The organism is Wandonia haliotis, assembly GCF_039523435.1.
Classification (GTDB): domain Bacteria; phylum Bacteroidota; class Bacteroidia; order Flavobacteriales_D; family Crocinitomicaceae; genus Wandonia; species Wandonia haliotis.
The window spans coordinates 385,517-406,495 of the sequence record NZ_BAAAFH010000022.1 but is presented as its reverse complement, the minus strand read 5'-3'; the positions used below and the strand labels follow the sequence as shown (position 1 = coordinate 406,495).

The following is a 20,979-nucleotide window of genomic DNA, read 5'->3' as shown; positions in this document are numbered from 1 at the left end:
ACCTTTGCTGTATAAAAACTGAAGAAATGTCTGTTCACAGAAAACAAGAGAAACGTGTTACGACACACGTTTTGCAGGAAATGAAAAATCGTGGAGAGAAAATCTCTATGCTGACAGGTTATGATTATTCAATGGCGCGTATTATTGATACGGCAGGGATTGATGTTATCCTTGTCGGAGATTCAGCTTCGAATGTAATGGCAGGTCATGAGACTACATTACCGATAACTCTTGACCAGATGATTTATCACGCATCTTCAGTTGTACGTGCTGTTCAGCGCGCACTTGTTGTCGTAGATATGCCTTTCGGAAGTTACCAGGGAAATTCCAAAGAAGCTCTTTCTAATGCAATTCGTATTATGAAAGAATCCGGAGGACATGCTGTGAAACTGGAAGGAGGAAAAGAAATTAAAGAATCCATTGAACGTATTCTAACAGCCGGTATTCCTGTTATGGGACACCTTGGACTTACTCCGCAGTCCATCTACAAATTCGGTACCTATGTGGTACGAGCAAAGGAAGATGATGAAGCAAAACGTTTGATTGAAGACGCAAAAATGCTGGAAGAAACTGGTTGTTTTGCTATCGTTTTGGAAAAAATACCGGCTGATCTGGCTGCGAGAGTAGCGAAAGAGGTTACCATTCCGATTATCGGTATCGGTGCCGGAGGAGGAGTTGACGGACAAGTGTTGGTTGTTCATGATATGTTGGGAATCAATAATGAGTTCAATCCGCGTTTCCTCAGAAAATATGCAAATCTTCACGAGGAGATGTTAGGTGCATTTCAACGGTATATCGAAGATGTGAAAGCCGTTGATTTCCCGAATGAAAACGAATCCTATTAAAAAAGGAAAATGGAAGTTCTGTACGAAGATAATCACCTTATTATCGTGAATAAAGAGGCGGGTGAGATTGTTCAGGGAGATAAAACAGGAGATGTTCCCCTGAGTGACAAAGTGAAAGAATACATCCGCCTTAAGTACGACAAACCGGGAGCCGTTTTTTTGGGAGTTGTTCATCGTCTGGATCGTCCGGTGTCAGGAATCGTATTGTTTGCCCGAACCAGTAAGGCACTGGAGAGAATGAACAAAAAATTCAGAGAAAAGGATGTCTCAAAAAAATACTGGGCAATTGTAGAGAATACACCGGATAAGGAGTCTGCTACGCTTGAGAATTATTTGAAGAAGAATCCGGAGAAGAATAAGTCCTTTGTTCAGAAGGATGATAAACAGGGGGCTAAACTAAGTAAACTATCGTACAAAGTTGTGGATCGCTCAGACAGGTACACATTACTAGAGGTGGAGTTACATACGGGGAGACATCATCAGATCCGGGTACAGCTTTCTACTATGGGATGTGTCATTAAGGGAGACCTGAAATACGGTGCTAAACGCTCTAATGAAGATGCTTCTATTCACCTTCATGCACGTGAACTTTCGTTTGTTCATCCGGTTTCCAAAGAGAATATCAAAGTAATTGCCCCGGTTCCCCAACACGATACGTTGTGGAAGTTTTTTGAACAAAGAGTAAAATAAGAACAAGTAATTTATTCAAGATACCTTTGTTTCACCTCTAATTCCTGTTTTCATTCCACACATATTCCTTAAATTTACGATCTGAATTTAGAAACAAGGAATATACATGAAGATTTCACTCAACTGGCTGAAGGATTATATTGCAATTGATTTGGCTCCTGAACGTATCGATAGAATTTTAACAGATACAGGACTGGAAGTTGAAGGTGTCGAAAAAATAGAAGCCGTCAAAGGTGGATTACAGGGAGTGGTAATCGGCGAGGTGCTGACGTGTGAGAGACATCCGGATGCGGATCGTTTAAATATTACAACCGTAAATCTGGGAGAGGGAGAACCCGTACAGATTGTTTGTGGTGCTCCCAATGTGGCAGCCGGGCAAAAAGTAGTGGTAGCAACAGTTGGTTGTACACTATATCCGAATCCTGACGAGCCGTTTAAAATCAAAAAATCAAAAATTCGTGGAGTTGAATCGCATGGAATGATCTGTGCGGAGGATGAATTGGGGATGGGTAAGTCTCATGATGGAATCATGGTGCTTGCTGCAGATGCAATTCCCGGTACTCCTGCTTCTGAATTCTTCAACCTGGGAGATGACTACCTGATTGAAATAGGATTGACACCAAACCGTGCAGATGCTATGGGACATATAGGTGTGGCGCGTGATCTGAAAGCCTACCTGAATGTACATGAAAATGCTCAGTTGGAAATAAATAGACCGGATGTTTCGGCGTTCAAAGTCGGAGAAGTAATAAATCCCGTTGCTATTGAAGTGGAGGACAGAGAAAGATGTCCCCGCTATTGTGGTGTAACAATTGAAGGAGTAGAGGTTAAAGCATCTCCGGAATGGTTACAGAAAAGATTGAGAACAATTGGGCTTAGTCCGATTAACAATATTGTAGACGTTACAAATTACGTCATGCATGAATTAGGAACTCCGCTTCATGCATTTGATGCCGGAGTCGTAAATGGAAAAGTGCGGGTACGTACGGCAAAAGCCGGGGAAACAATTGTTACGTTAGATGAAGAAGAAAGAAAACTTTCGGAAACGGATTTAGTGATAGCCAACGCTTCGGAAGCGATGTGTATTGCCGGAGTTTTTGGAGGGATACAGTCAGGCGTCAGTGATTCGACAAAGGCGATCTTTTTGGAATCGGCCGTTTTTAACCCTGTTTCAGTTCGTAAAACAGCGAGGGCAAACGGATTAAATACAGATGCTTCTTTCCGTTTTGAAAGAGGTGTTGATCCGGAATTGACGATGTATGCTTTAAAACGTGCCGCATTATTGATACAGGAAGTAGCGGGAGGAGAGGTAGCAATGGCTCCTGTCGACAATTATCCTGAGCCTATTAAGCCGTTTCAGGTATCGTTCAACTCTGTGCGTTGCAATCAGCTTATCGGAGTAAACATTCCGGAGACAGAAATGGAGAAAATCCTTACAAATCTGGATATTTCGGTTGTTGAAAAAAATGATGCCGATTGGATGCTGGAAGTTCCCGCTTATCGGGTAGATGTACAGCGAGAAGCAGATGTAGTCGAAGAGGTATTGCGGATCTACGGGTTTAATAACGTACCGCTTCCTGAAAAACTGAATACTTCCTTGTCATATAGACCCAAACCGGATAAAGAGGGATTGAAAAATCAGGTAGCTGATTTGTTAGTCGGGTTTGGAGCATTTGAATTATTGAATAACTCGCTTACAAAAGCGGCTTATGTAGAGGAACTCGGGCAGGATGTTTTGCTTCCTGAACGGCATGTAAGGATGCTGAATCCACTATCTAACGAACTGGATGTTATGCGTCAGACGCTTTTATTTTCTTCGCTGGAAGTAGTTGCGTATAACCAAAATCGTCAACGTTCAGATATCAAAGCTTTTGAATTTGGTAAGGTATATCATAAGTTTGAAAGTGGTTATCACGAAAATGAGCGTTTATTGATTATACTTTCCGGAAAACGAGAGCAGGAAAATTGGAACAGTACATCGGAAGTCGTTTCCTATTATACGATGAAAGGTTTGGTAAATGCTTTATTTGGCAGGTTGGGATTAGCCAATATGACAAGTGAAAAAGCGTTAAAAAGCTCGCTTTTGGAAGATGGAGTTCAACTGATTACCGGCAAACAAAAAACCGGAGAGATGGGGCGGATTTCCAAAAAAATGAAAAAGTATTTTGGAATCAAACAGGATGTTTTTGTTGCAGACCTGGACTGGGACGCACTCGTACAATCTTCTGTTATGAATAAGGTGAAATACACTGAATTGCCCAAGACACAAGCTGTTCGTCGTGATTTTTCTTTATTGCTGGACAAGCAGGTTACATTTGCTGAAATTCAGGATATCGCCAGAAAATCCGATAAGAAATTACTTCAGGATGTGGGACTCTTTGATGTATATGAGGGGAAAAATATGGAAGAAGGGAAGAAATCATACGCGGTAAGTTTTGTTTTTCAGGACAAAGAAAAAACATTGAAAGATGAACAGGTTGATGCTATTATGAATCGTATCCGGGAAGGACTGGAGAAAGAGTTAAATGCACAGTTAAGATAAATTTGATTAGAAAAACACTTGAAAATCCCGGGTATCTTTTGATGTTCGGGATTTTTGATTTCCAACGTTTTATAAGGTAGTTACGTTTTGTCGTTTGAATAGAAAAATAGAGCGAGATGAAAACAACTATCCGATTAGTACTGGCGTTGATATGTGGCGGCATATATCATTCTACCTGGGGGCAAACTTTTCCTAACGACCTATATGCAAATTCCGTTTGGTGTCGTGCAATGGATGACGGCGGTCTCTTTTTTGATGATGAGAATATCAGGCATGGTTACGGTATTCTTGATACCAACGGGCTTTCTCAACCGTTGATTTTTAATTCAGCACTTTGGTTCGGAGCCATTACCGATGAAGGAGAAGAGCGTGTTGCAATAGGAGGTTGGTATCAGGTTGAAAAAGATGTTTTTAAGGGACCTGTATCGAATAATAACTCGTACAATTCGGTAGAGTATCAATCCGATTATTCACCTGCGATTTGGAAAGTAACACGCGCAGAAATCATTTATCATATTGAACACTATACGGAAGCAGATTATATAGTACCTTCTTCTATCCTAAACTGGCCGGCCAACGGCAATTCAGAATTGGGAATCGCCGATAATCAGGCACCTTACATTGATGTTAATGAGGATGGCTACTATACTCCGGCAGAGGGGGACTACCCAAGGATAAAAGGAGATGCTGTAGCATATATGATTTTGAATGATGTTGCGGAACCACATACATTTACGCCAGGAACTCCGTTAGGAATAGAGGTACACCTTATGCTGTACCAGTATCGTTCATCGGATTATATTGATTCGTCAACCTTTTTGAATGTACGGGTTATCAACAGGAGTGTTACGGATTATGTTGATTCCAGAATGGCGTTTGCTTTGGATGCTGATATTGGTTGTCCTGAAAATGACTATTGTGGATCTGATTCTCTGGGGGATATGCTCTATTTTTATAATGGTACAGCCTATGATGAAACGTGTCATGGAAACTATGGATTTAGAGAAAATCCTCCTGCGTTTGGCGTCAAATCGCTAAACTATACTTGTAATGTATCGGTAGGATATAGTAGAATTAGTACTGGTGATTCGATGTCGAATCCATATACTCCCAATTATTGGGAGTATATGGGAGGGATTTGGGCTGGTGGATTCCCTTTTAATTTCCTAAATATTGGAGGAGGGGATGCTTCTTCTCATACTTTTACCGGCAACCCTGTTACCGGAGAAGGACTTTCGGAAGTTTCCATTGGAAACCCTATGGGAGACAGAAGGGGATATATAGCAATTAGTACCGGAGGACTATTGTCAGGGGAAGAGAAAAGTTGGGATCTGGCATTTATTATGAACCGGAGAGGGGATCATTTGGATAATGTAGCCGGTTTACTGGAATACTCTGATTCGGTTCAATTATTTTATTCAACGGAAATTGCAAATGACAATGGTGTGCATGACCTACCCGGGATGATGCCGGTACCGGAAAGTGGAGATTTACTTGTGTACCCAAATCCTGCAACCAATGTTGTCACAGTTTCGTTGGGCGATATGGAGGGGGATCAGGTTCAGATTTTATCAGGTATAGGACAAGTCATAGAGCAAGTTGCTATAGAAGAAGGAATGAACAGCATTATGATTGATTTGGAAAGTCACGGACAGGGAATTTACTTTATTCGTTTTGGGAGTAGAACTAAGAAAGTTGTTCTTCAGTAAAGAAATTAGCAGGAATCGGTTTTGTACTGGAAAGTTTTTCAATTTAACGGGAAGCTTTTTATTCACTAAATTTTGTACTTTTGACAGCTCACGGCGTTTGCATACGCCAAGGTTATTTGTAATTTACTTGAAATGAAAGAGGTACAATTTAGAGAGGCACTTAGAGAAGCCATGTCTGAAGAGATGCGCAGAGACGAAAGCGTATTCCTTATGGGGGAGGAAGTAGCTGAATATAACGGAGCCTACAAGGTCTCACAAGGTATGCTGGACGAGTTTGGAGCCAAGCGAGTTATTGATACACCGATTGCGGAACTTGGGTTTGCAGGTATTGGAGTGGGAGCTTCCATGAATGGATTGCGTCCGATCGTAGAATTTATGACCTGGAACTTTGCGATTTTGGCTGCGGATCAGATCATAAACAGTGCTGCAAAGATGTTACAGATGTCCGGTGGACAATATGGTTGCCCGATTGTTTTCCGCGGAGGAAACGGACAGGCAGGACAGTTGGCTGCAACGCACTCACAGAGCTTTGAAGCTTTCTATGCGCATGTTCCGGGATTGAAAGTAATTACACCTTCGAATCCGTATGATGCGAAAGGACTTTTGAAATCTGCTATCCGTGACAATGATCCTGTTGTTTTTCTGGAGTCAGAAAAAATGTACGGAGATAAGGGAGAAATTCCCGAAGGAGAGTATGTTATTCCTATCGGAGTAGCGGATGTGAAGAGAAAAGGAAGCGATGTTACGATTGTGACTTTTGGAAAGATCATAAAAGTAGCACATCAGGCTGCAGAACTTTTGGAAAAAGAAGGTGTTTCCTGCGAAATCATTGATTTACGTACAATTCGTCCGATTGATTATGCAGCGGTTGTGGAATCTGTAAAAAAGACAAATCGTTGCGTAGTGTTGGAAGAATCATGGCCATTGGCTTCTATTTCTTCTGAGATTGCATACCATTTACAGCAGTATGCTTTTGATTATCTGGATGCACCAGTACAACGTGTAACTCAAACAGATACTCCGTTTGCATTCTCTACATCTTTAATTGATGAGGCGTTGCCTAATGTAGAGCGTTTGGTGAAAGCGATTAAAACTACTTTATACAGAAACTAATTCGTTAACGAAATATAGTTGTTGAAAAGCCGTGCATTTGTACGGCTTTTTTTGTAATTTGTTCTGAGTACTATTCTTACTATTGGATAGTGCGCATCAGCGAGAGATAAAAAAGAGATGTTTTTTGCTGTTTATAGTTCTTTTTGTACCTTCACGCTAAATTTATTTACCATGGAAGATATTTTTGTCGGAATTATACTTTTGATTTTAGGTGTTGTGGCGATAATAGGGAAGTTAGCCCATAAGCCACGTTATATTCACCATTGGTTTATTGTATTGGCTACGGTTTTCACAGCCTACTATGCATTTGGAGAATTAACTGTTTTTGAAACAGGGGAGATAAATCAAAACCCGCTCTACTTAAGTGTTGGGATCTTGTTTTTAGCATTGATTATTTCCCGTTTTGTTGGAGAAAACAAAAAAATAATAGGATTTATAGGTATAGCATTTCCTTTGTTGTATCTGATGTTGGGTGATACAACGTATGCTTTTGGAGGAGGAGGATTTACAGGTGCAGATTTGTTGAAAACAGGAGTTTTGGGAGCAATTGTTCCAATAGCTTTTGTACTTGTTTTCTCCCTTTTGAAACGCTTTGGTTTTGTGGCAGGTGACAATGAATCAACCCTAAAACTGAGTATTGAGACAGGGTTTCTGTTTTTCTTTCTTTTCGGTGTGTCAATTGCCGGATTCTTTTTAGCAGGACCTTTCGGACTTTTTGTGGCTATGGTTACTTTTCTGGCGTCTTCGATTGTTGCAGGAAATGTTGTCGAAGAAGGTCGAGATACTGCAGTTCCGTTTGGATTGTCGATGCTATTACTCTTGCCATTGACGGTGATCAGTGAAGTGGGAGAAGCTGATAATTTGTCTGTGCTTCAAGGGAAAATGTTTGCAGGATTGTTCCTGGGGGCTATGCTTACTGTTTTTCACGCAGCGATCTTGTCCTGGAGTGAGAACGTATCCGGATGGAAGTCAAAACTCCTTTTATTGAAAGCCATGGTCCTACCCATTTTGTTTGTTGCTTTGGGAGGGATGTTGTATTTCATGTATGAATCTTTTGGAGGAACTTCTACCGTAATAGCCATGTTGATTGCTTCAGCATTGGTAATTCCTATTTTACATTTGGTTTTTCGTAACCGAAGTTTTGCGGTGGCAACGATGTTGATCGGATCGGCAATTCTTATTGTACCCTATCTGAAACACGAAACGGAAGAATTATCGACAGAGATAGAAGGCTTAGATACTACCACACAGAAGTTAGTTGTGGTAGGAGAAGATGGAGCGGAAAAAGAACTAAACATGCTGGATCTAAGCGAAGCAAAAGGAGACTGGGTAGTAAACCCTGAAAATTCGAACTTGAATTTTACACTGGAAGCAAGTGGTTCCAAAACGAAAGGAAAGTTTAAATCCTACGAAGGAACTTTCTCTGTTCCGGAGGATTGGCAGAATGCTGAAATGAACATAACAATTCCCGTAAGTTCGATATCAACTTTTAATGCAATTCGCGATGAATCATTATTGTCCGATGCAGCCTTTTTTGAAGCGGAAAAACATCCTGTAATTACTTTCAATGTAAAAGGGGTAGAATTTTCTAAAGAAGAGTATCTGGCAAAAGGAGAATTCACGATGAAAAAAGTGAAGAAAACAATCGATGTTACTTTTCAGTTTATAGGTAAAGGTGAGCGTGACGGGAAGTCCTTTATTGTGTTGAAAGGTAGTGGGTCATTGAATAGAACCGACTTTGGAATGACACCTGATCCTGGAATCGGGGATGTGGTTAATTTCGAATTTCAGACTGAATTTCTCGCGAAATAATCGATTGATTAAATACAGATTATCAGAAAAAAGAAAGCAATCAACATTTTGCTTTGAATAACTATTGTAAAAAGTTTTCTGATGCGGGTACTGTTCTTCTTAACTTTATATAGTTAAAACGGTTGTATGAAGTTAGCGAAGCCAACAACACTCAAAGAAGTAGCTGAATTTCTCGGGTGCAGATTTACAGGTAATCCGGATCATGAGATCACTGGGATAAATGAAATCCATAAGGTAGTCCCCGGGGATATAGTTTTTGTAGATTTTGAGAAGTACTACAAAAAGGCATTAGAGAGTGCGGCAACGACGATTCTTATAGATAAAGAAGTGGAGTGTCCCGAAGGAAAGGGGCTGTTAATTAGTGAGTCTCCGTTTGATGATTTTAATAAACTGACCCGGTATTATAATCCGGAACGTTTTTCGTACACATCCGTATCTGAAACAGCTGCGATTGATCCGTCAGCGGAAATCGGAGCAAATGTTGTAATCGGAGCCAATGTAAGTGTTGGTAAAAATACCATCATATTTCCGGGAGCAGTTATCGAGCAGGATTCAATCATTGGAGATAATGTCGTGATCGGGCCTAATAGTGTGATCGGGCATTATGCTTTCTACTATAAGAAAAAGACAGATGGTTTTGACAGGATGTATTCTTGCGGTAGAACAATTATTGAGGATGATGTCGAAATTGGTGCGCTTTGCACAATTGACCGGGGTGTTTCGGGAGATACGGTTATAGGAGCAGGATCCAAACTGGACAATCAGGTACATATTGGTCATGATACCGTTGTGGGGAAGAAATGCTTGTTTGCCGCTAACGTTGGAGTTGCCGGATGTGTAACCATTCAGGATCGCGTAACTTTATGGGGTCAGGTTGGAGTAGCTTCGGATATACTAATTGGTGAAGGGGCTGTTGTTTTGGCGCAATCCGGAATTAACAAGAGTCTGGAAGGAGGGAAAACCTACTTCGGTTCTCCGGCCGGGGAAGCAAGAGTCAAGTTTAGGGAAATAGCTGCCATCAAGCGAATTCCTGAGATACTGGAAAACTTATAATATGCCGCAAACACTGGTTACGCATTTGGAAGAAAAGGTACAGTTCAGTGATCTGAAACTGTATTCGCTTCTTGAGCTGACCACGGCCATCAACGCGAATGAATCTGTCGATCAACTTTTGCGGATTTACGAGTTCATTGTTCGTGAACAATTAGGACTGTCAAAATTTATTCTGATCGTTAACCATAACGGTTGGGATATCATGCTGAAAGTAGGTTATAAAGGACGTTTGAAAGATCTGACTATCGAATCGGATCTGGGACGCTTTGATGAAATAACGGTAATAGAATCCTCACATATTGCTTCGTTAAATGAATTTGATGTTATTATTCCGGTAGCCCATAAAAATCAGAAATTGGCATTCCTGTTGGTGGGAGAAGTGAAAGATCATGCCATGCGTTTAAAAGAGACGGTGGATGACATGAACTTCCTTCAGACGCTCACCAATATTATTGTCGTAGCCATAGAGAATAAAAGAATGGCTAATGAAGGAGTAAAGCAGGCAAAGCTAAAGAAGGAGTTAGAGGTCGCTTCCGAAACGCAAAAGCTACTTTTTCCATCTGATCTTCCAACAAATAAGGAAATGGATGTCGCAGCAAAATATAAAGCGCGACACGAGATAGGGGGGGATTACTATGACTTCTTTCCTATCTCAGATGAGGAATATGTTATTTGCATCGGAGATGTGTCGGGAAAAGGAATTTCTGCGGCATTACTAATGGCTAATTTTCAGGCTACTTTACGGGCTTTGGCTACATACCGACGATTTCCTCTTGGGCAGTTAGTACACGAACTGAATAAGATTGTATTTGGTAATGCCAAAGGTGAGAAGTTTATCACTTTTTTTATTGCTGAATATAATGTGAATACCCGCCAGTTAAAATACATCAATGCGGGACATAATCATCCGTTTATCACGGATGGCAGAAACTATCAGTTTCTGGACAAAGGATCGATTGGTTTAGGGATGTTTGAGGAGCTTCCCTTTTTGGAAGAGGATAGCATTTCGTTGCCCAAGAATACAACACTTGTTCTTTATACGGACGGAGTCGTTGAGTTGGAGAACGAAGAACAGGAACAATTTGAAATTGAGCGGGTAATAAAAGTTATTCATAGTTTTTACCCCTTGAAAACGGATGATCTGAATAACCTTGTCTTCTCTAAGCTGGATGAATGGAAAGGTGGGGCTAAGTATGCAGATGATACAGCGATATTTACCTGCCGGTTTTTCTAATAAAAAAAGCGGTCTTTCGGACCGCCTCAGAGATTCTTTTTCGTACGTTTTATCAGATGAACCGGACATCAGCAATCCTTGAAATAGGAAGCCAAATTCCTCCCTTAAGACAAATGTACTTGCCTCCGGAAGCCCAAACTGTTGTTTCAACACGTTTGAGCCCTTCATCATCCATAAAGATAATAGCCACTTTTCCGTGGTGTAAGTTACCTAATTTCGTCGCTTCAACTAGTTTAGCCATTAAGTCCGGAATCTGTTCTATTTCTATAGCTTTTTTAAAGCTAAGTGCCGGAATTTGTTCCTTTTGGATCAAAACCGGGCTGCTTGTTACTACTTCATTTTGCATGGCCAAAAATTTATAAATGGGATGAACAAGATAGCATTATTTTTTCACTTCTGCAAAGAAGGAGCTAAAAATAGTTACAACAATTTTGGAAGCTGATTCCATACTTTTTTTCTGATTCCAGGTACTGATTTCATCCGGGTGAAGAAATAAAACCGGTTGATTATTTCGGGTGAGTACAAGAGCTTTTTTTCGTGCGGTAAAACTTAGTTTCAGGTCGTTTAGAATTTTTTTCAGAGGTCGTTCGTTTTTGCCTCTGAAAGGAATAGTTTCACCAGACAAAGGATTGCGTACACCAAATTCTTTTAGCAAATCCTGAGGAATAAAAAGTTCTTCAGAACTAGTGGAAACCATCTCTGTTAATGTAACAGAAATAGCCGGAGTGTTGTCGGGAATACCTAAATCAGAAAACTTCAGTTGAACGGTATCTAGTGAATGTTTCCCGAACCAAAAACCATTTTTCTGCCGTTGGATATAAAAATCCCCATGTTCAACTATTGCGCCCGCAGCTCCGGAGGAAATGAGTTGTTCCAAAGCAGTCGCTAAAACGGTCGATTGCATCCATTGTACGAGAAGTCGTTCCCGTTGAAGAAATAATAGACTTCGGATATCTTTATCGGCGAAGAAAAATTCACTGCGTTCTCCCGGAAAGTGATTCCATTGCCGATCTGATTCTGATAGCATGCGTTGAACATCCTGAGAGAGACGATCAAGGGAGGACAATGATCGTGGATCAATTTCCTGCATCAGGGGAAGGAGAAGATTTCGGACTTTATTACGGGTGTATTTGTTCTCCTTATTGCTGGCATCTTCCCGCCACGATAGAGTATTTTCTGTTGCATACCGGATAATATCCTGTTTGCTGACAGACAATAAGGGGCGGTAATACCCCGGACGTTGTTTCATGATTCCTCCAAGATCGGATAGTTTCCCGGAACTCATTAATTTTAATAGGACTTCCTCGCGGTTATCATCCAGATGATGAGCGGTACAAACAATAGAGTTGGGGTTTTCAAGTATTAGTTGATCAAACCATTCATAACGGAGTTCTCGAGCTATAGCTTGTATTGACTTTTCTCCTCCAGCAAGACGTTTGGTATCAAAAGATTTACAGGCAAACGAAATCCCGGATGTGCGACAATGATCCGTGATAAATTTTTCATCATCGTCAGAATCTTTTCCACGTAAATTGAAATTGCAGTGCAAAACGGTAACAGGAAATCCTGATTGGCTCAAAAGATGAAGTAGCACCATTGAGTCAACTCCGCCACTACAAGCCAAAAATAGGGTATCATAGTTTCTGAGGGAGTCCAGTTCATTCGCTATTTCAGACCAACGATTCATCCTGGTTTGTTACTAGACGTTCAATTTTTACAAGACATTCTTCATACTCTTCTTCCGGAGAAGAAAGATCGGTTATCGCTCCTCCGACAGGGCAGCATAGATACTTGTTTTTTTCATTGTACAACAGGGTTCGTATTACAACGTTCAAATCAAAGTTTCCTTTTGGTTGAATAAGACCGACGGAACCGGAGTACCAACCTCTTTTAAAATTCTCCAGTTCTTCAATAAGCTCCAGAGAGCGAATTTTAGGAGCGCCGGTCATGGATCCCATAGGGAATGTCGCTTTGAGGATTTGAGAGAAAGTTGTGTCCTCTCGAAGTGTACAGATTACCGTAGAAATAAGTTGGTGAACAGATTCAAAAGTATAAAGACCGAATAGTTCTTCAACTTTTACACTTCCGGGTAGAGCAACCTTCGCAAGATCATTTCGAACCAGATCGACAATCATTACATTCTCAGCTTTCTCTTTCTCACTGTTGATGAGTTCTTTTTTCAGCAGTTCATCCTCGTATGCAGAGTTTCCTCTTTTTCGTGTGCCTTTGATGGGTTGAGATACCAAAAGATGTCCTACACGTTTAATAAATCGTTCCGGACTAGCTCCCATCATTTTAAACTCGCGCCAGTCAATAAAAGCAGAAAAAGGCGCTTTGGTTGTATTGTGAATGCGTTTATATGTATCCAGATAATTAAACGGGGAAACATTCTTTTTTTCGAAGATTTGGCAGAAATTGACCTCATAGCTATCCCCTTTTTGGATATATTCCTGAATCCGCTCTATTTTTTTTAGATATTCTTTTTTCGAAAGTCGGGGATGCAATTGAAACGAAGGAGTGTCCGGTTGCGGTTCTTCCAGGAATTTTAGTAAGATGTCCGTGCGACTTTTTCCTTTGACAAGGTCTGCCACATTTTCACGGATGTGGTAAACCGTTTGAGGTACTATAAATGCAAAAGCAGGTGACTGAAAATGATCTTCGTTGGAAGAGTGTAATTGTTCAATACTATTCTTTACATCAAAACCAATAAGGGCTACAATATAATCCTTTCTGAATTGTTCAGTAAAATCATCTACCTCTTTCCAGTTGACCCGGTCTTCAAAGACTAACTCTTTTTCTGACCCGATACATAGCCAGGTGTCTCCCGAATTGGAGTTGAAATAAAACAAACTGGTGTGTTCTGCTTCTTTCAATTTATGCTTTCTGATTTTTAATTTTTTCCCAGGTTGAATACATGGCTTCCTGCTGAGGTCTGTCAGCTTCTTCTTCGCGAAGCGGCTCGCAAGGACGGAGGGAGGCATAACATTCTCCCGGAAGTTGTTGATACAATTGAGTTCCCATTGTTTTCCACCCGATCATATCGTCGCTGACCTCTTTAATAATTTTAGCAGGATTGCCAACCACAAGACTACGTTTGGGGATGTACATTTTTGCGGGGACAAAGCAGAGAGCTCCGATGATACACTCATCTTCGATAATGACATCGTCCATAATGACAGAATTCATCCCGATCATACAGTTCCTTCCTATTGTTCCTCCGTGAACAATCGCTCCATGCCCGATGTGTGCTGATTCTTTAAGTGTAACCGTAGTTCCGGGAAACATGTGAATAGTACAGTTTTCCTGTACATTACATCCATTTTCAATGCGTATCTGTCCCCAGTCTCCCCGAAGGGCTGCTCCGGGACCGATATATACGTCTTTACCAATAATAACATTCCCGGTGACAGTCGCATTCGGATGGATGAATGCACTTTCGTGAATAACCGGTTTAAATCCGTTAAATTCGAAAATATTGGGCATATTTTTTCGTTTTTCTAACTTTTAGCACGAAGTTATCGTTCTCTATTGTAAAGGTAATAAAAATGAAGGTTGAATTTTGTAAATATTGGTTGTTGGACACCCGGAAATACAATTTTATTGCCGGGAAAAAGTTGTATCTTTACAATAACAAGAAGATTGAAGTTGCCGAAAGGTAACGGGTAATATGTTAGAAAAGTGAAAAAGTCCTTGCTGAACCGGAGTGTGTGAAAAATAGCATGGTTTTTGTTAAGACTTTATAAAGGATAAGAGATATGAAAAAAATAATTGTTGTACTGGTTGTTGCGCTTGTTTCCCTTTCGCAAGGATGGTCACAGGGACAGGGCAGAGCAGGATTATCGTATGGGTTAGGAGGTAGCTTTGATGTCCTTAATCCCATTAATACCGGAGCTTACCTTACGGGGATGTCCTTCTTTGCTGAGTTTCCGCGTTCGGCTTCTGTAGTGCCTTATGGTAAGATTGGTTATTACCTTCCTACAAAAGTTGAGGATCCGGCAGGAGCAACTTTGATTGCAATTGATGATATGACCAACCCATACCAGTCGTCTGCGAAGTTGGAGACGAAAATAAGTACGTTTTCACTGGAAGGAGGTACCCGATATTATTTGGGGAATGACTACGATATTGGACTTGCAGGAGTTTTGGAAACGAAAATCAGGGTTTTGGTTTCTCCTGTTTCTTCTGTAGTAGGTGATTATGACGAAACAAAATATCGTTTGGAAACAAATCTGGCGGATAAATATACTTCGATATCTCTTTTTGCCGGTTTTGGAGCGGGAATTAAGTATTCCCAACCCTGGGGAACTTTGTTTACAATGGCAGGACTTGATTTATATATCATCTCAAATGCTGTGACGCCAGTAACATCGCTGATGTTATTTTCAGTTCAGGTAGGTTATCGAAGAGATCTGTATTAATAGCTTCTAAAGAGTGTGTCCGCACTTCTTACAAAAATCGGCATCGTCGTCATGGCCTTCGAAACTACAGTTCGGACAACTGCGCGCACGATGATTACTTACTTCTTTGTTGGCAGAGATCATTTCACTGGTCATAATTCCGGTAGGGACAGCTATAATAGCATAACCCAGGACCATTAGAATTGAGGCTAATGTTTGTCCCAGAGCGGTTGTTGGAGAAATATCACCATAACCAACAGTAGTCAGTGTGACAATGGCCCAGTAAACACTTCGGGGAATACTTGTAAAACCCGAACCTTCGATGTCTCCTTCAATTAAAAACATAAGGCTGCCTATGATCATTACGATTGTGAGTACGGCAAACATAAACACAATGATTTTGTGTCTGCTTGTGACTAATGCCTTGGTAATAATTTTTCCGGAATCGATATATTGACCTAACTTGAGAATTCGGAAAATACGTAGGAAGCGAAGAGCGCGAATAACAGATAAAGTATGTCCTCCCGAAACCCATAGTCCCAGATAAGAGGGAAGAGTTGAAACCAGGTCTACAATCCCATAAAAAGAGAAGATATAATAGACGGGTTTTCCGATACTAAGTATGCGTAAGATATATTCAATAGTAAAGAGAATGGTAAGTGTCCATTCTATAGTGATGAAAAGTGTGCCGTATTCTGCGTTCAGGTAGTCAACACTCTCCAGCATTACAACTACTATACTGGTAAAAATAGCACCAAGGAGAGCGAGGTCAAAAGTTTTTCCGGCTACTGTATCTGCTTCAAAGATGATCTCATGTAATTTCAGCTGCCAGGGTTTTAACCTGCTTTTTTCAATGGGGTTTTCTCCCTTAATGATATTTCGGATAGGACGTTGCATAGTATGAATCAGGGTGGTGGAAAAGATTCAGATCACCACCCTGATGTATCGTAAATATTAATTAGCTCTTTCAATGATTGTTGCATACCCTTGTCCCACACCGATACACATGGTAACAAGTGCATAACGCTTTCCGGTGCGTTGTAACTCATGGGCAGCAGCAAGAAGAATACGTGATCCGGACATTCCCAATGGGTGTCCTAAGGCGATAGCGCCTCCGTTTGGATTTATTCTCGGGTCATTATCTGCCAGCCCCATTTCTCTGGTGCAGGCAAGTGCTTGAGCAGCAAAGGCTTCATTCAACTCAATTACATCCATCTGGTCAAGTGTTAAACCAGCGCGTTGTAATGCTTTTTGAGAGGCATATACCGGACCAATTCCCATGATACGTGGCTCAACTCCTGCAACAGCTGCGCTAACGATACGGGCTAATGGTTTCATGTTGTTTGCTGCTACTGCCTTCTCAGAAGCGATCAGCAAAGCTGCTGCACCATCATTTAACCCGGAAGCATTTCCGGCAGTAACTGTTCCGTTCTCTTTGCGAAATGCCGGACGTAATTTAGCCAGGGTTTCAGGTGTAGTCGTTCCTTTTATGAATTCATCCTTGTCAAATACAAGAGGATCTTGTTTTCTTCTCGGTATTTCAATGGGTACAATTTCTTCCGAAAGTCTTCCTTCGGATTGTGCCTGAAAAGCTTTTTGCTGAGACCAGGCTGCAAATTTATCCTGATCCTCACGTGAGATCCCGTATTTATCTACCAGATTTTCTGCTGTTTCTCCCATTCCGTCAACTCCATATAATTCTTTCATCTTCGGATTGATAAAGCGCCATCCGAAACTGGTGTCAAATAACTGAGAATCGCGTCCGAAAGGAGTAGATGCCTTTGAAAGAACCCATGGCCCACGCGTCATGTTTTCTACTCCTCCGGCGATATAAAACTCTCCTGCTCCGTCCTTTATAGCACGGGAAGCATTGATTACAGAAGCCATCCCGGACGAACATAAACGATTAACCGTTTCTCCTGCAACCTCTACAGGTAGACCAGCCAGTAATCCTGCCATGCGGGCGACATTTCGATTATCTTCTCCTGCCTGATTGGCGCAACCGAGAATCACATCTTCTATTGATTTTAAATCAAGCTGTGGGTGACGCTTTACCAACTCACGGATAACGTGCGCTGCCAAGTCATCTGTTCTGACAGGAGCCAACGTGCCGCCAAAATTTCCGATAGCGGTTCTTACTCCGTCAACAATATATACGTTTTCTGAACTCATTTGTCTGCTTTGTTTATGTGCGAATTTAGCGGTTAGTTTTTGAAATAAAAAATTTTCATTTCCCTGTTCATTTATGATGAGGTTTTCAACATGTTGGGTATCATTAATTAACAATTTTGTGTTTCAAAATGTGAATTTTAGTTAATTCATTTTTAACTCTTTATAGTCAAATTGTTAATAACTTCGTTGAAAAGTCAATTGGTTTTGGTAGTAAAACGGAGCGGAACTACTTATATTTTTGTAGTATAAAACAGGTTGTTTATGTTTGGAACCCTAATTAAGAAAAGATTGACAGATGAGAAGGTGGCGAATATTTTCGTGAACGCCATCCTTGATGTTACTGAAAAAGGGTTTGAGGAAGTAGCGGGGCTGATTAAAGAGGATTCGGCATTTGTACACCAACCACAAATCAATGTTTCAGATAACGGAAAATTTACAATGATCGTTCTGGCAGGTAACCTGAAGTTTCTTGAAGATCATTTTGAAGCGGATCAGGTAGCGCGTGTAGAAGAATTAATATTTGACAAGTTTGCTGGAGTATTTGGTATTTCCGCATCCGAATTAAAACAGATTGTTAAAGAATACGATCATTTCATGGCGCGTGTTAATCATCCTTCAAAGAATACGTTGTACGCAATGTCAAAGGCTGTTTTTCACAAGTATAATCTGAATGATTATCAGGATGATTACTTCCGGAAAATGCAATGTCCTAATCCCCTTTTCCTTAAGAGAATGGATGATGTGATGACCAATTTTGTCTGGGATTGGAACGCGTTTTTCAAACGCTATAAATTAATCGCGTAAAAACGTAGGATTATAATATCCCGGCCTTTTCTGCCGGGTAAGCATTAAAAGTTCCACTTCCCTTTGCAACTAACTCATTCTTTTGATTTCGAATTTCTCCTTCAGCATAGATAATCCGGCTTCCGGCCTGAACTACCTTCCCTGTAGCAATTAGTGTATCTCCTAAACGAGCTGGAGAAAGAAAGTTAAGCTTCAATTCGATGGTTGAGACTACTTTTCCCTGCTCGACAACGAGAGAAAGAGCAGCTACACCTAAAGTTCCGTCCATTAAGGTAGCGATGACTCCTCCGTGTGCGGCAACGGGTGTAGCCATGTGTTTGTCAGAAACAGCTAGTTTGTATTCTATTTCCCCCGGTTGTACAATACTCAATTGCATGCCGAGATCATCTCCGAACCGATTGGTTCTCTTGTAGGTCTCGATAATCAAATCTCTTACACTTTCCATAACTATGCCTGTAAAATCTATTGCAAATATAATGAATGCATAATAAATTAGTAGGATAATGAAGCGGCAAAATAATTGATGAAAGAGGAAAAGGAGATGTGAAATACGTTATAAAATAACAGATATTGAGTGACTGAACCTTCAAAAATGATATCTTGTGCAAAGCGCAGAAAGCAGGTTTGTAGCGCAAATCGTCTTTGGCAGTACTTAAAAAAGAAGAAATGCAGTTTGAATTACAAAAATCAGTAGAAATTCTGGAAAGGACACCTTTGATCTTAGAAGCCTATCTCGGGAGATTGTCTAAAGATTGGTTAAAGAATAATGAAGGAGAAAATACCTGGAGTCCCTATGAAATATTGGGGCATTTGGTGTATGGAGAAAAAACAGACTGGATGGTGCGGGTTAAAACCATATTACGTACTTCCGGGAACAAACTCTTTGAACCGTTTGACAGGTTGGCTCAATTAAAGGAGGATCAGGATAGACCAATTGCCGAATTATTGACTGATTTCAATGTTTTGAGGACGAGTAATTTGGAGGAATTACGTGCGCTGAATATCAGCGACGAGGATCTGCAGCTGACCGGAATTCATCCTGAATTTGGAGAAGTGACACTCGGGCAGTTAATTGCAACATGGGTAGTTCATGACTTGGGGCACATAGGGCAAATTTCAAGAGTGATGGCCAAACAGTACAAAAACGAAGTAGGACCATGGATTAATTATTTAAGTGTCTTGAAAAGATAAGCGATGAAGAAAAAGAAGGAAGGGAAGCACTTCAAAGATTTTACCTGTTCCATGAAAATGAAATCTTTCTGAAAATATCATAGCATAAATAGAGTTGGAATAAAAAAAAGTTTTACTTTTGCACCGTCCGCGGGAGTAGCTCAGTTGGTAGAGCGTCAGCCTTCCAAGCTGAGGGTCGCGAGTTCGAATCTCGTCTCCCGCTCGTGGAAAAAGCTTCGCTTCGGCGGAGCTTTTTTTGTTTATATGGGTTGAAAAGTTGATTTTCAGTAAGTGTGCCCCGTAGGTTTGAACGTTTCTTTCTTCACGAAACCTATTACATTTTCTCGTATCTTTGCACAAAATTTTAAGAAAGTTGAAAACGGTTTATATAGAGCGTAGAGAGCATTTTAATGCTGCCCATAAATTATATAATGACAAATGGTCTCCCGAAAAGAACGAAGAAGTTTTTGGGAAATGCAGCAATGCAAACTGGCATGGACACAATTACCAGATAATTGTTACGGTAAAAGGGATGCCTCATGAGGATACAGGATTTGTTGTAGATTTGAAAGATTTGAGTGACCTGATAAAGGAGTACGTTGTAGAACCGTTGGATCACAAAAACCTGAATCTGGATGTTCCCTTTTTAAAAGGAATTTTACCTTCTACTGAAAATCTGGCGATAAAGATCTGGGAACAAATCGAAGGACCGATTGCCAATTTAGGGGGGACTCTGGCAAAAATCAGGTTGATTGAAACAGAGAACAATTTTGTAGAATATTTCGGAGGACGGGAACCTTATTAGTGTTTATCTGTTCTTTTGAAAAAGAAAAATAATTTGGTGAAAGAAGAACAAAACAAGGAGGAAACAACCCTCCGGATTTCGGATGCATATCAAAAGATAATTACCGATCTAGGAGAGGATGCGGGTAGAGAAGGCTTATTGAAAACTCCGGAGCGCGCAGCGAAAGCTATGCAGTTTCTGACGCAAGGATATGAGCAGAACCCGAAAGCAATTTTGGAATCGGCTCTTTTTAATGAGGACTATTCTGAAATGGTGATCGTAAAGGATATTGAAGTATATTCTTTGTGTGAACATCACATGTTACCATTTTTCGGAAAGGCACACGTAGCCTACATTCCCAAAGGAAAAATTGTTGGGTTATCAAAAATTCCGCGAGTAGTAGATGCTTTTGCTCGTCGTTTGCAGGTTCAGGAACGGTTGACACTTGAAATACGGGACGCGATTAATGAAGCATTACAGCCGGAAGGAGTAGCGGTTGTTCTTGAGTGTAGTCATATGTGTATGCAAATGAGAGGAGTACAAAAGCAAAATTCAGTAACGACTTCCAGCGCGTTTACAGGAGTGTTTTTGGAAAACGATTCCACCCGAAAAGAGTTTATAAATTTAGTGCAGGCCAGACTACACTAAAGCTGG

General features: G+C 40.7%; 20 protein-coding genes and 1 tRNA gene. 14 read left to right on the top strand and 7 right to left on the bottom strand.

Annotated elements, in window-relative coordinates; all coding sequences use genetic code 11:
• Positions 1–26 precede the first annotated feature (26 nt).
• The 8 genes from panB to ABDZ97_RS14455 all read left to right on the top strand — a co-directional run bounded on the left by panB (position 27) and on the right by ABDZ97_RS14455 (position 10,998).
• Positions 27–845, top strand: a complete 819-nt coding sequence (gene panB, locus ABDZ97_RS14490; protein WP_343789217.1) for a 3-methyl-2-oxobutanoate hydroxymethyltransferase — start codon at positions 27–29, stop codon at positions 843–845.
• Between the two features lie 9 nt (positions 846–854).
• On the top strand, positions 855–1,535 hold the full coding sequence (locus tag ABDZ97_RS14485; protein WP_343789214.1) for an RluA family pseudouridine synthase: 681 nt from the start codon (positions 855–857) through the stop codon (positions 1,533–1,535).
• Positions 1,536–1,641: 106 nt separating this feature from the next.
• Entirely contained in the window at positions 1,642–4,077 is a 2,436-nt protein-coding gene (pheT, locus tag ABDZ97_RS14480) for a phenylalanine--tRNA ligase subunit beta (protein ID WP_343789211.1), read from the top strand.
• Positions 4,078–4,193: 116 nt separating this feature from the next.
• Positions 4,194–5,786, top strand: a complete 1,593-nt coding sequence (locus tag ABDZ97_RS14475) for a T9SS type A sorting domain-containing protein (protein ID WP_343789208.1) — start codon at positions 4,194–4,196, stop codon at positions 5,784–5,786.
• Positions 5,787–5,900: 114 nt separating this feature from the next.
• Positions 5,901–6,899, top strand: a complete 999-nt coding sequence (locus ABDZ97_RS14470) for a pyruvate dehydrogenase complex E1 component subunit beta (protein WP_343790999.1) — start codon at positions 5,901–5,903, stop codon at positions 6,897–6,899.
• 171 nt (positions 6,900–7,070) lie between these two features.
• Positions 7,071–8,711: a YceI family protein gene (locus ABDZ97_RS14465; RefSeq protein ID WP_343789205.1), complete on the top strand. Its 1,641-nt coding sequence runs from the start codon at positions 7,071–7,073 to the stop codon at positions 8,709–8,711.
• 126 nt (positions 8,712–8,837) lie between these two features.
• Positions 8,838–9,764: a UDP-3-O-(3-hydroxymyristoyl)glucosamine N-acyltransferase gene (locus ABDZ97_RS14460; RefSeq protein WP_343789201.1), complete on the top strand. Its 927-nt coding sequence runs from the start codon at positions 8,838–8,840 to the stop codon at positions 9,762–9,764.
• A 1-nt stretch (position 9,765) separates the two neighbouring features.
• Complete coding sequence (locus ABDZ97_RS14455; protein WP_343789198.1) at positions 9,766–10,998, top strand: PP2C family protein-serine/threonine phosphatase; 1,233 nt, start codon at positions 9,766–9,768, stop codon at positions 10,996–10,998.
• A 52-nt stretch (positions 10,999–11,050) separates the two neighbouring features.
• Here ABDZ97_RS14455 and ABDZ97_RS14450 read toward each other — a convergent pair whose 3' ends face one another.
• The 4 genes from ABDZ97_RS14450 to ABDZ97_RS14435 are packed head-to-tail and all read right to left on the bottom strand — an operon-like array spanning position 11,051 to position 14,481.
• Positions 11,051–11,344 carry a hypothetical protein gene (locus ABDZ97_RS14450; RefSeq protein WP_343789195.1) on the bottom strand — a complete coding sequence of 98 codons (294 nt, stop codon included), beginning with the start codon at positions 11,342–11,344 and terminating at the stop codon, positions 11,051–11,053.
• 36 nt (positions 11,345–11,380) lie between these two features.
• Positions 11,381–12,685: a tRNA lysidine(34) synthetase TilS gene (tilS, locus tag ABDZ97_RS14445; protein ID WP_343789192.1), complete on the bottom strand. Its 1,305-nt coding sequence runs from the start codon at positions 12,683–12,685 to the stop codon at positions 11,381–11,383.
• A complete protein-coding gene (locus tag ABDZ97_RS14440) occupies positions 12,669–13,871 on the bottom strand; it encodes an anthranilate synthase component I family protein (RefSeq protein ID WP_343789189.1) in 1,203 nt (400 codons plus the stop codon). The genes tilS and ABDZ97_RS14440 overlap by 17 nt, the downstream gene beginning before the upstream one ends.
• Position 13,872: 1 nt before the next feature.
• Entirely contained in the window at positions 13,873–14,481 is a 609-nt protein-coding gene (locus tag ABDZ97_RS14435; protein WP_343789186.1) for an acyltransferase, read from the bottom strand.
• 272 nt (positions 14,482–14,753) lie between these two features.
• On the opposite strand from ABDZ97_RS14435, the gene ABDZ97_RS14430 reads away from it, so the two are divergent.
• Positions 14,754–15,416 (top strand): hypothetical protein, encoded by a 663-nt coding sequence (locus ABDZ97_RS14430; protein WP_343789183.1) that lies wholly within the window; start codon positions 14,754–14,756, stop codon positions 15,414–15,416.
• Positions 15,417–15,422: 6 nt separating this feature from the next.
• Here the strand turns inward: ABDZ97_RS14430 and ABDZ97_RS14425 are convergent, their stop codons facing one another.
• Together ABDZ97_RS14425 and pcaF are read right to left on the bottom strand one after the other, a co-directional pair.
• A complete protein-coding gene (locus tag ABDZ97_RS14425) occupies positions 15,423–16,292 on the bottom strand; it encodes an ion transporter (RefSeq protein ID WP_343789181.1) in 870 nt (289 codons plus the stop codon).
• A 57-nt stretch (positions 16,293–16,349) separates the two neighbouring features.
• A complete protein-coding gene (pcaF, locus tag ABDZ97_RS14420; protein ID WP_343789178.1) occupies positions 16,350–17,567 on the bottom strand; it encodes a 3-oxoadipyl-CoA thiolase in 1,218 nt (405 codons plus the stop codon).
• 261 nt (positions 17,568–17,828) lie between these two features.
• Between pcaF and ABDZ97_RS14415 the strand changes: the two genes are divergently transcribed.
• Complete coding sequence (locus tag ABDZ97_RS14415) at positions 17,829–18,371, top strand: hypothetical protein (protein WP_343789175.1); 543 nt, start codon at positions 17,829–17,831, stop codon at positions 18,369–18,371.
• 10 nt (positions 18,372–18,381) lie between these two features.
• Here ABDZ97_RS14415 and ABDZ97_RS14410 read toward each other — a convergent pair whose 3' ends face one another.
• Positions 18,382–18,816 carry a PaaI family thioesterase gene (locus tag ABDZ97_RS14410; RefSeq protein ID WP_343789172.1) on the bottom strand — a complete coding sequence of 145 codons (435 nt, stop codon included), beginning with the start codon at positions 18,814–18,816 and terminating at the stop codon, positions 18,382–18,384.
• 221 nt (positions 18,817–19,037) lie between these two features.
• Between ABDZ97_RS14410 and ABDZ97_RS14405 the strand changes: the two genes are divergently transcribed.
• The 4 genes from ABDZ97_RS14405 to folE all read left to right on the top strand — a co-directional run bounded on the left by ABDZ97_RS14405 (position 19,038) and on the right by folE (position 20,973).
• Positions 19,038–19,562: a DinB family protein gene (locus ABDZ97_RS14405; RefSeq protein ID WP_343789169.1), complete on the top strand. Its 525-nt coding sequence runs from the start codon at positions 19,038–19,040 to the stop codon at positions 19,560–19,562.
• Positions 19,563–19,691: 129 nt separating this feature from the next.
• Positions 19,692–19,764: transfer RNA gene (locus tag ABDZ97_RS14400), tRNA-Gly, on the top strand.
• Between the two features lie 150 nt (positions 19,765–19,914).
• Positions 19,915–20,346 carry a 6-pyruvoyl trahydropterin synthase family protein gene (locus ABDZ97_RS14395; RefSeq protein WP_343789166.1) on the top strand — a complete coding sequence of 144 codons (432 nt, stop codon included), beginning with the start codon at positions 19,915–19,917 and terminating at the stop codon, positions 20,344–20,346.
• A 36-nt stretch (positions 20,347–20,382) separates the two neighbouring features.
• On the top strand, positions 20,383–20,973 hold the full coding sequence (gene folE, locus ABDZ97_RS14390) for a GTP cyclohydrolase I FolE (protein WP_343789163.1): 591 nt from the start codon (positions 20,383–20,385) through the stop codon (positions 20,971–20,973).
• Positions 20,974–20,979: the final 6 nt, after the last annotated feature.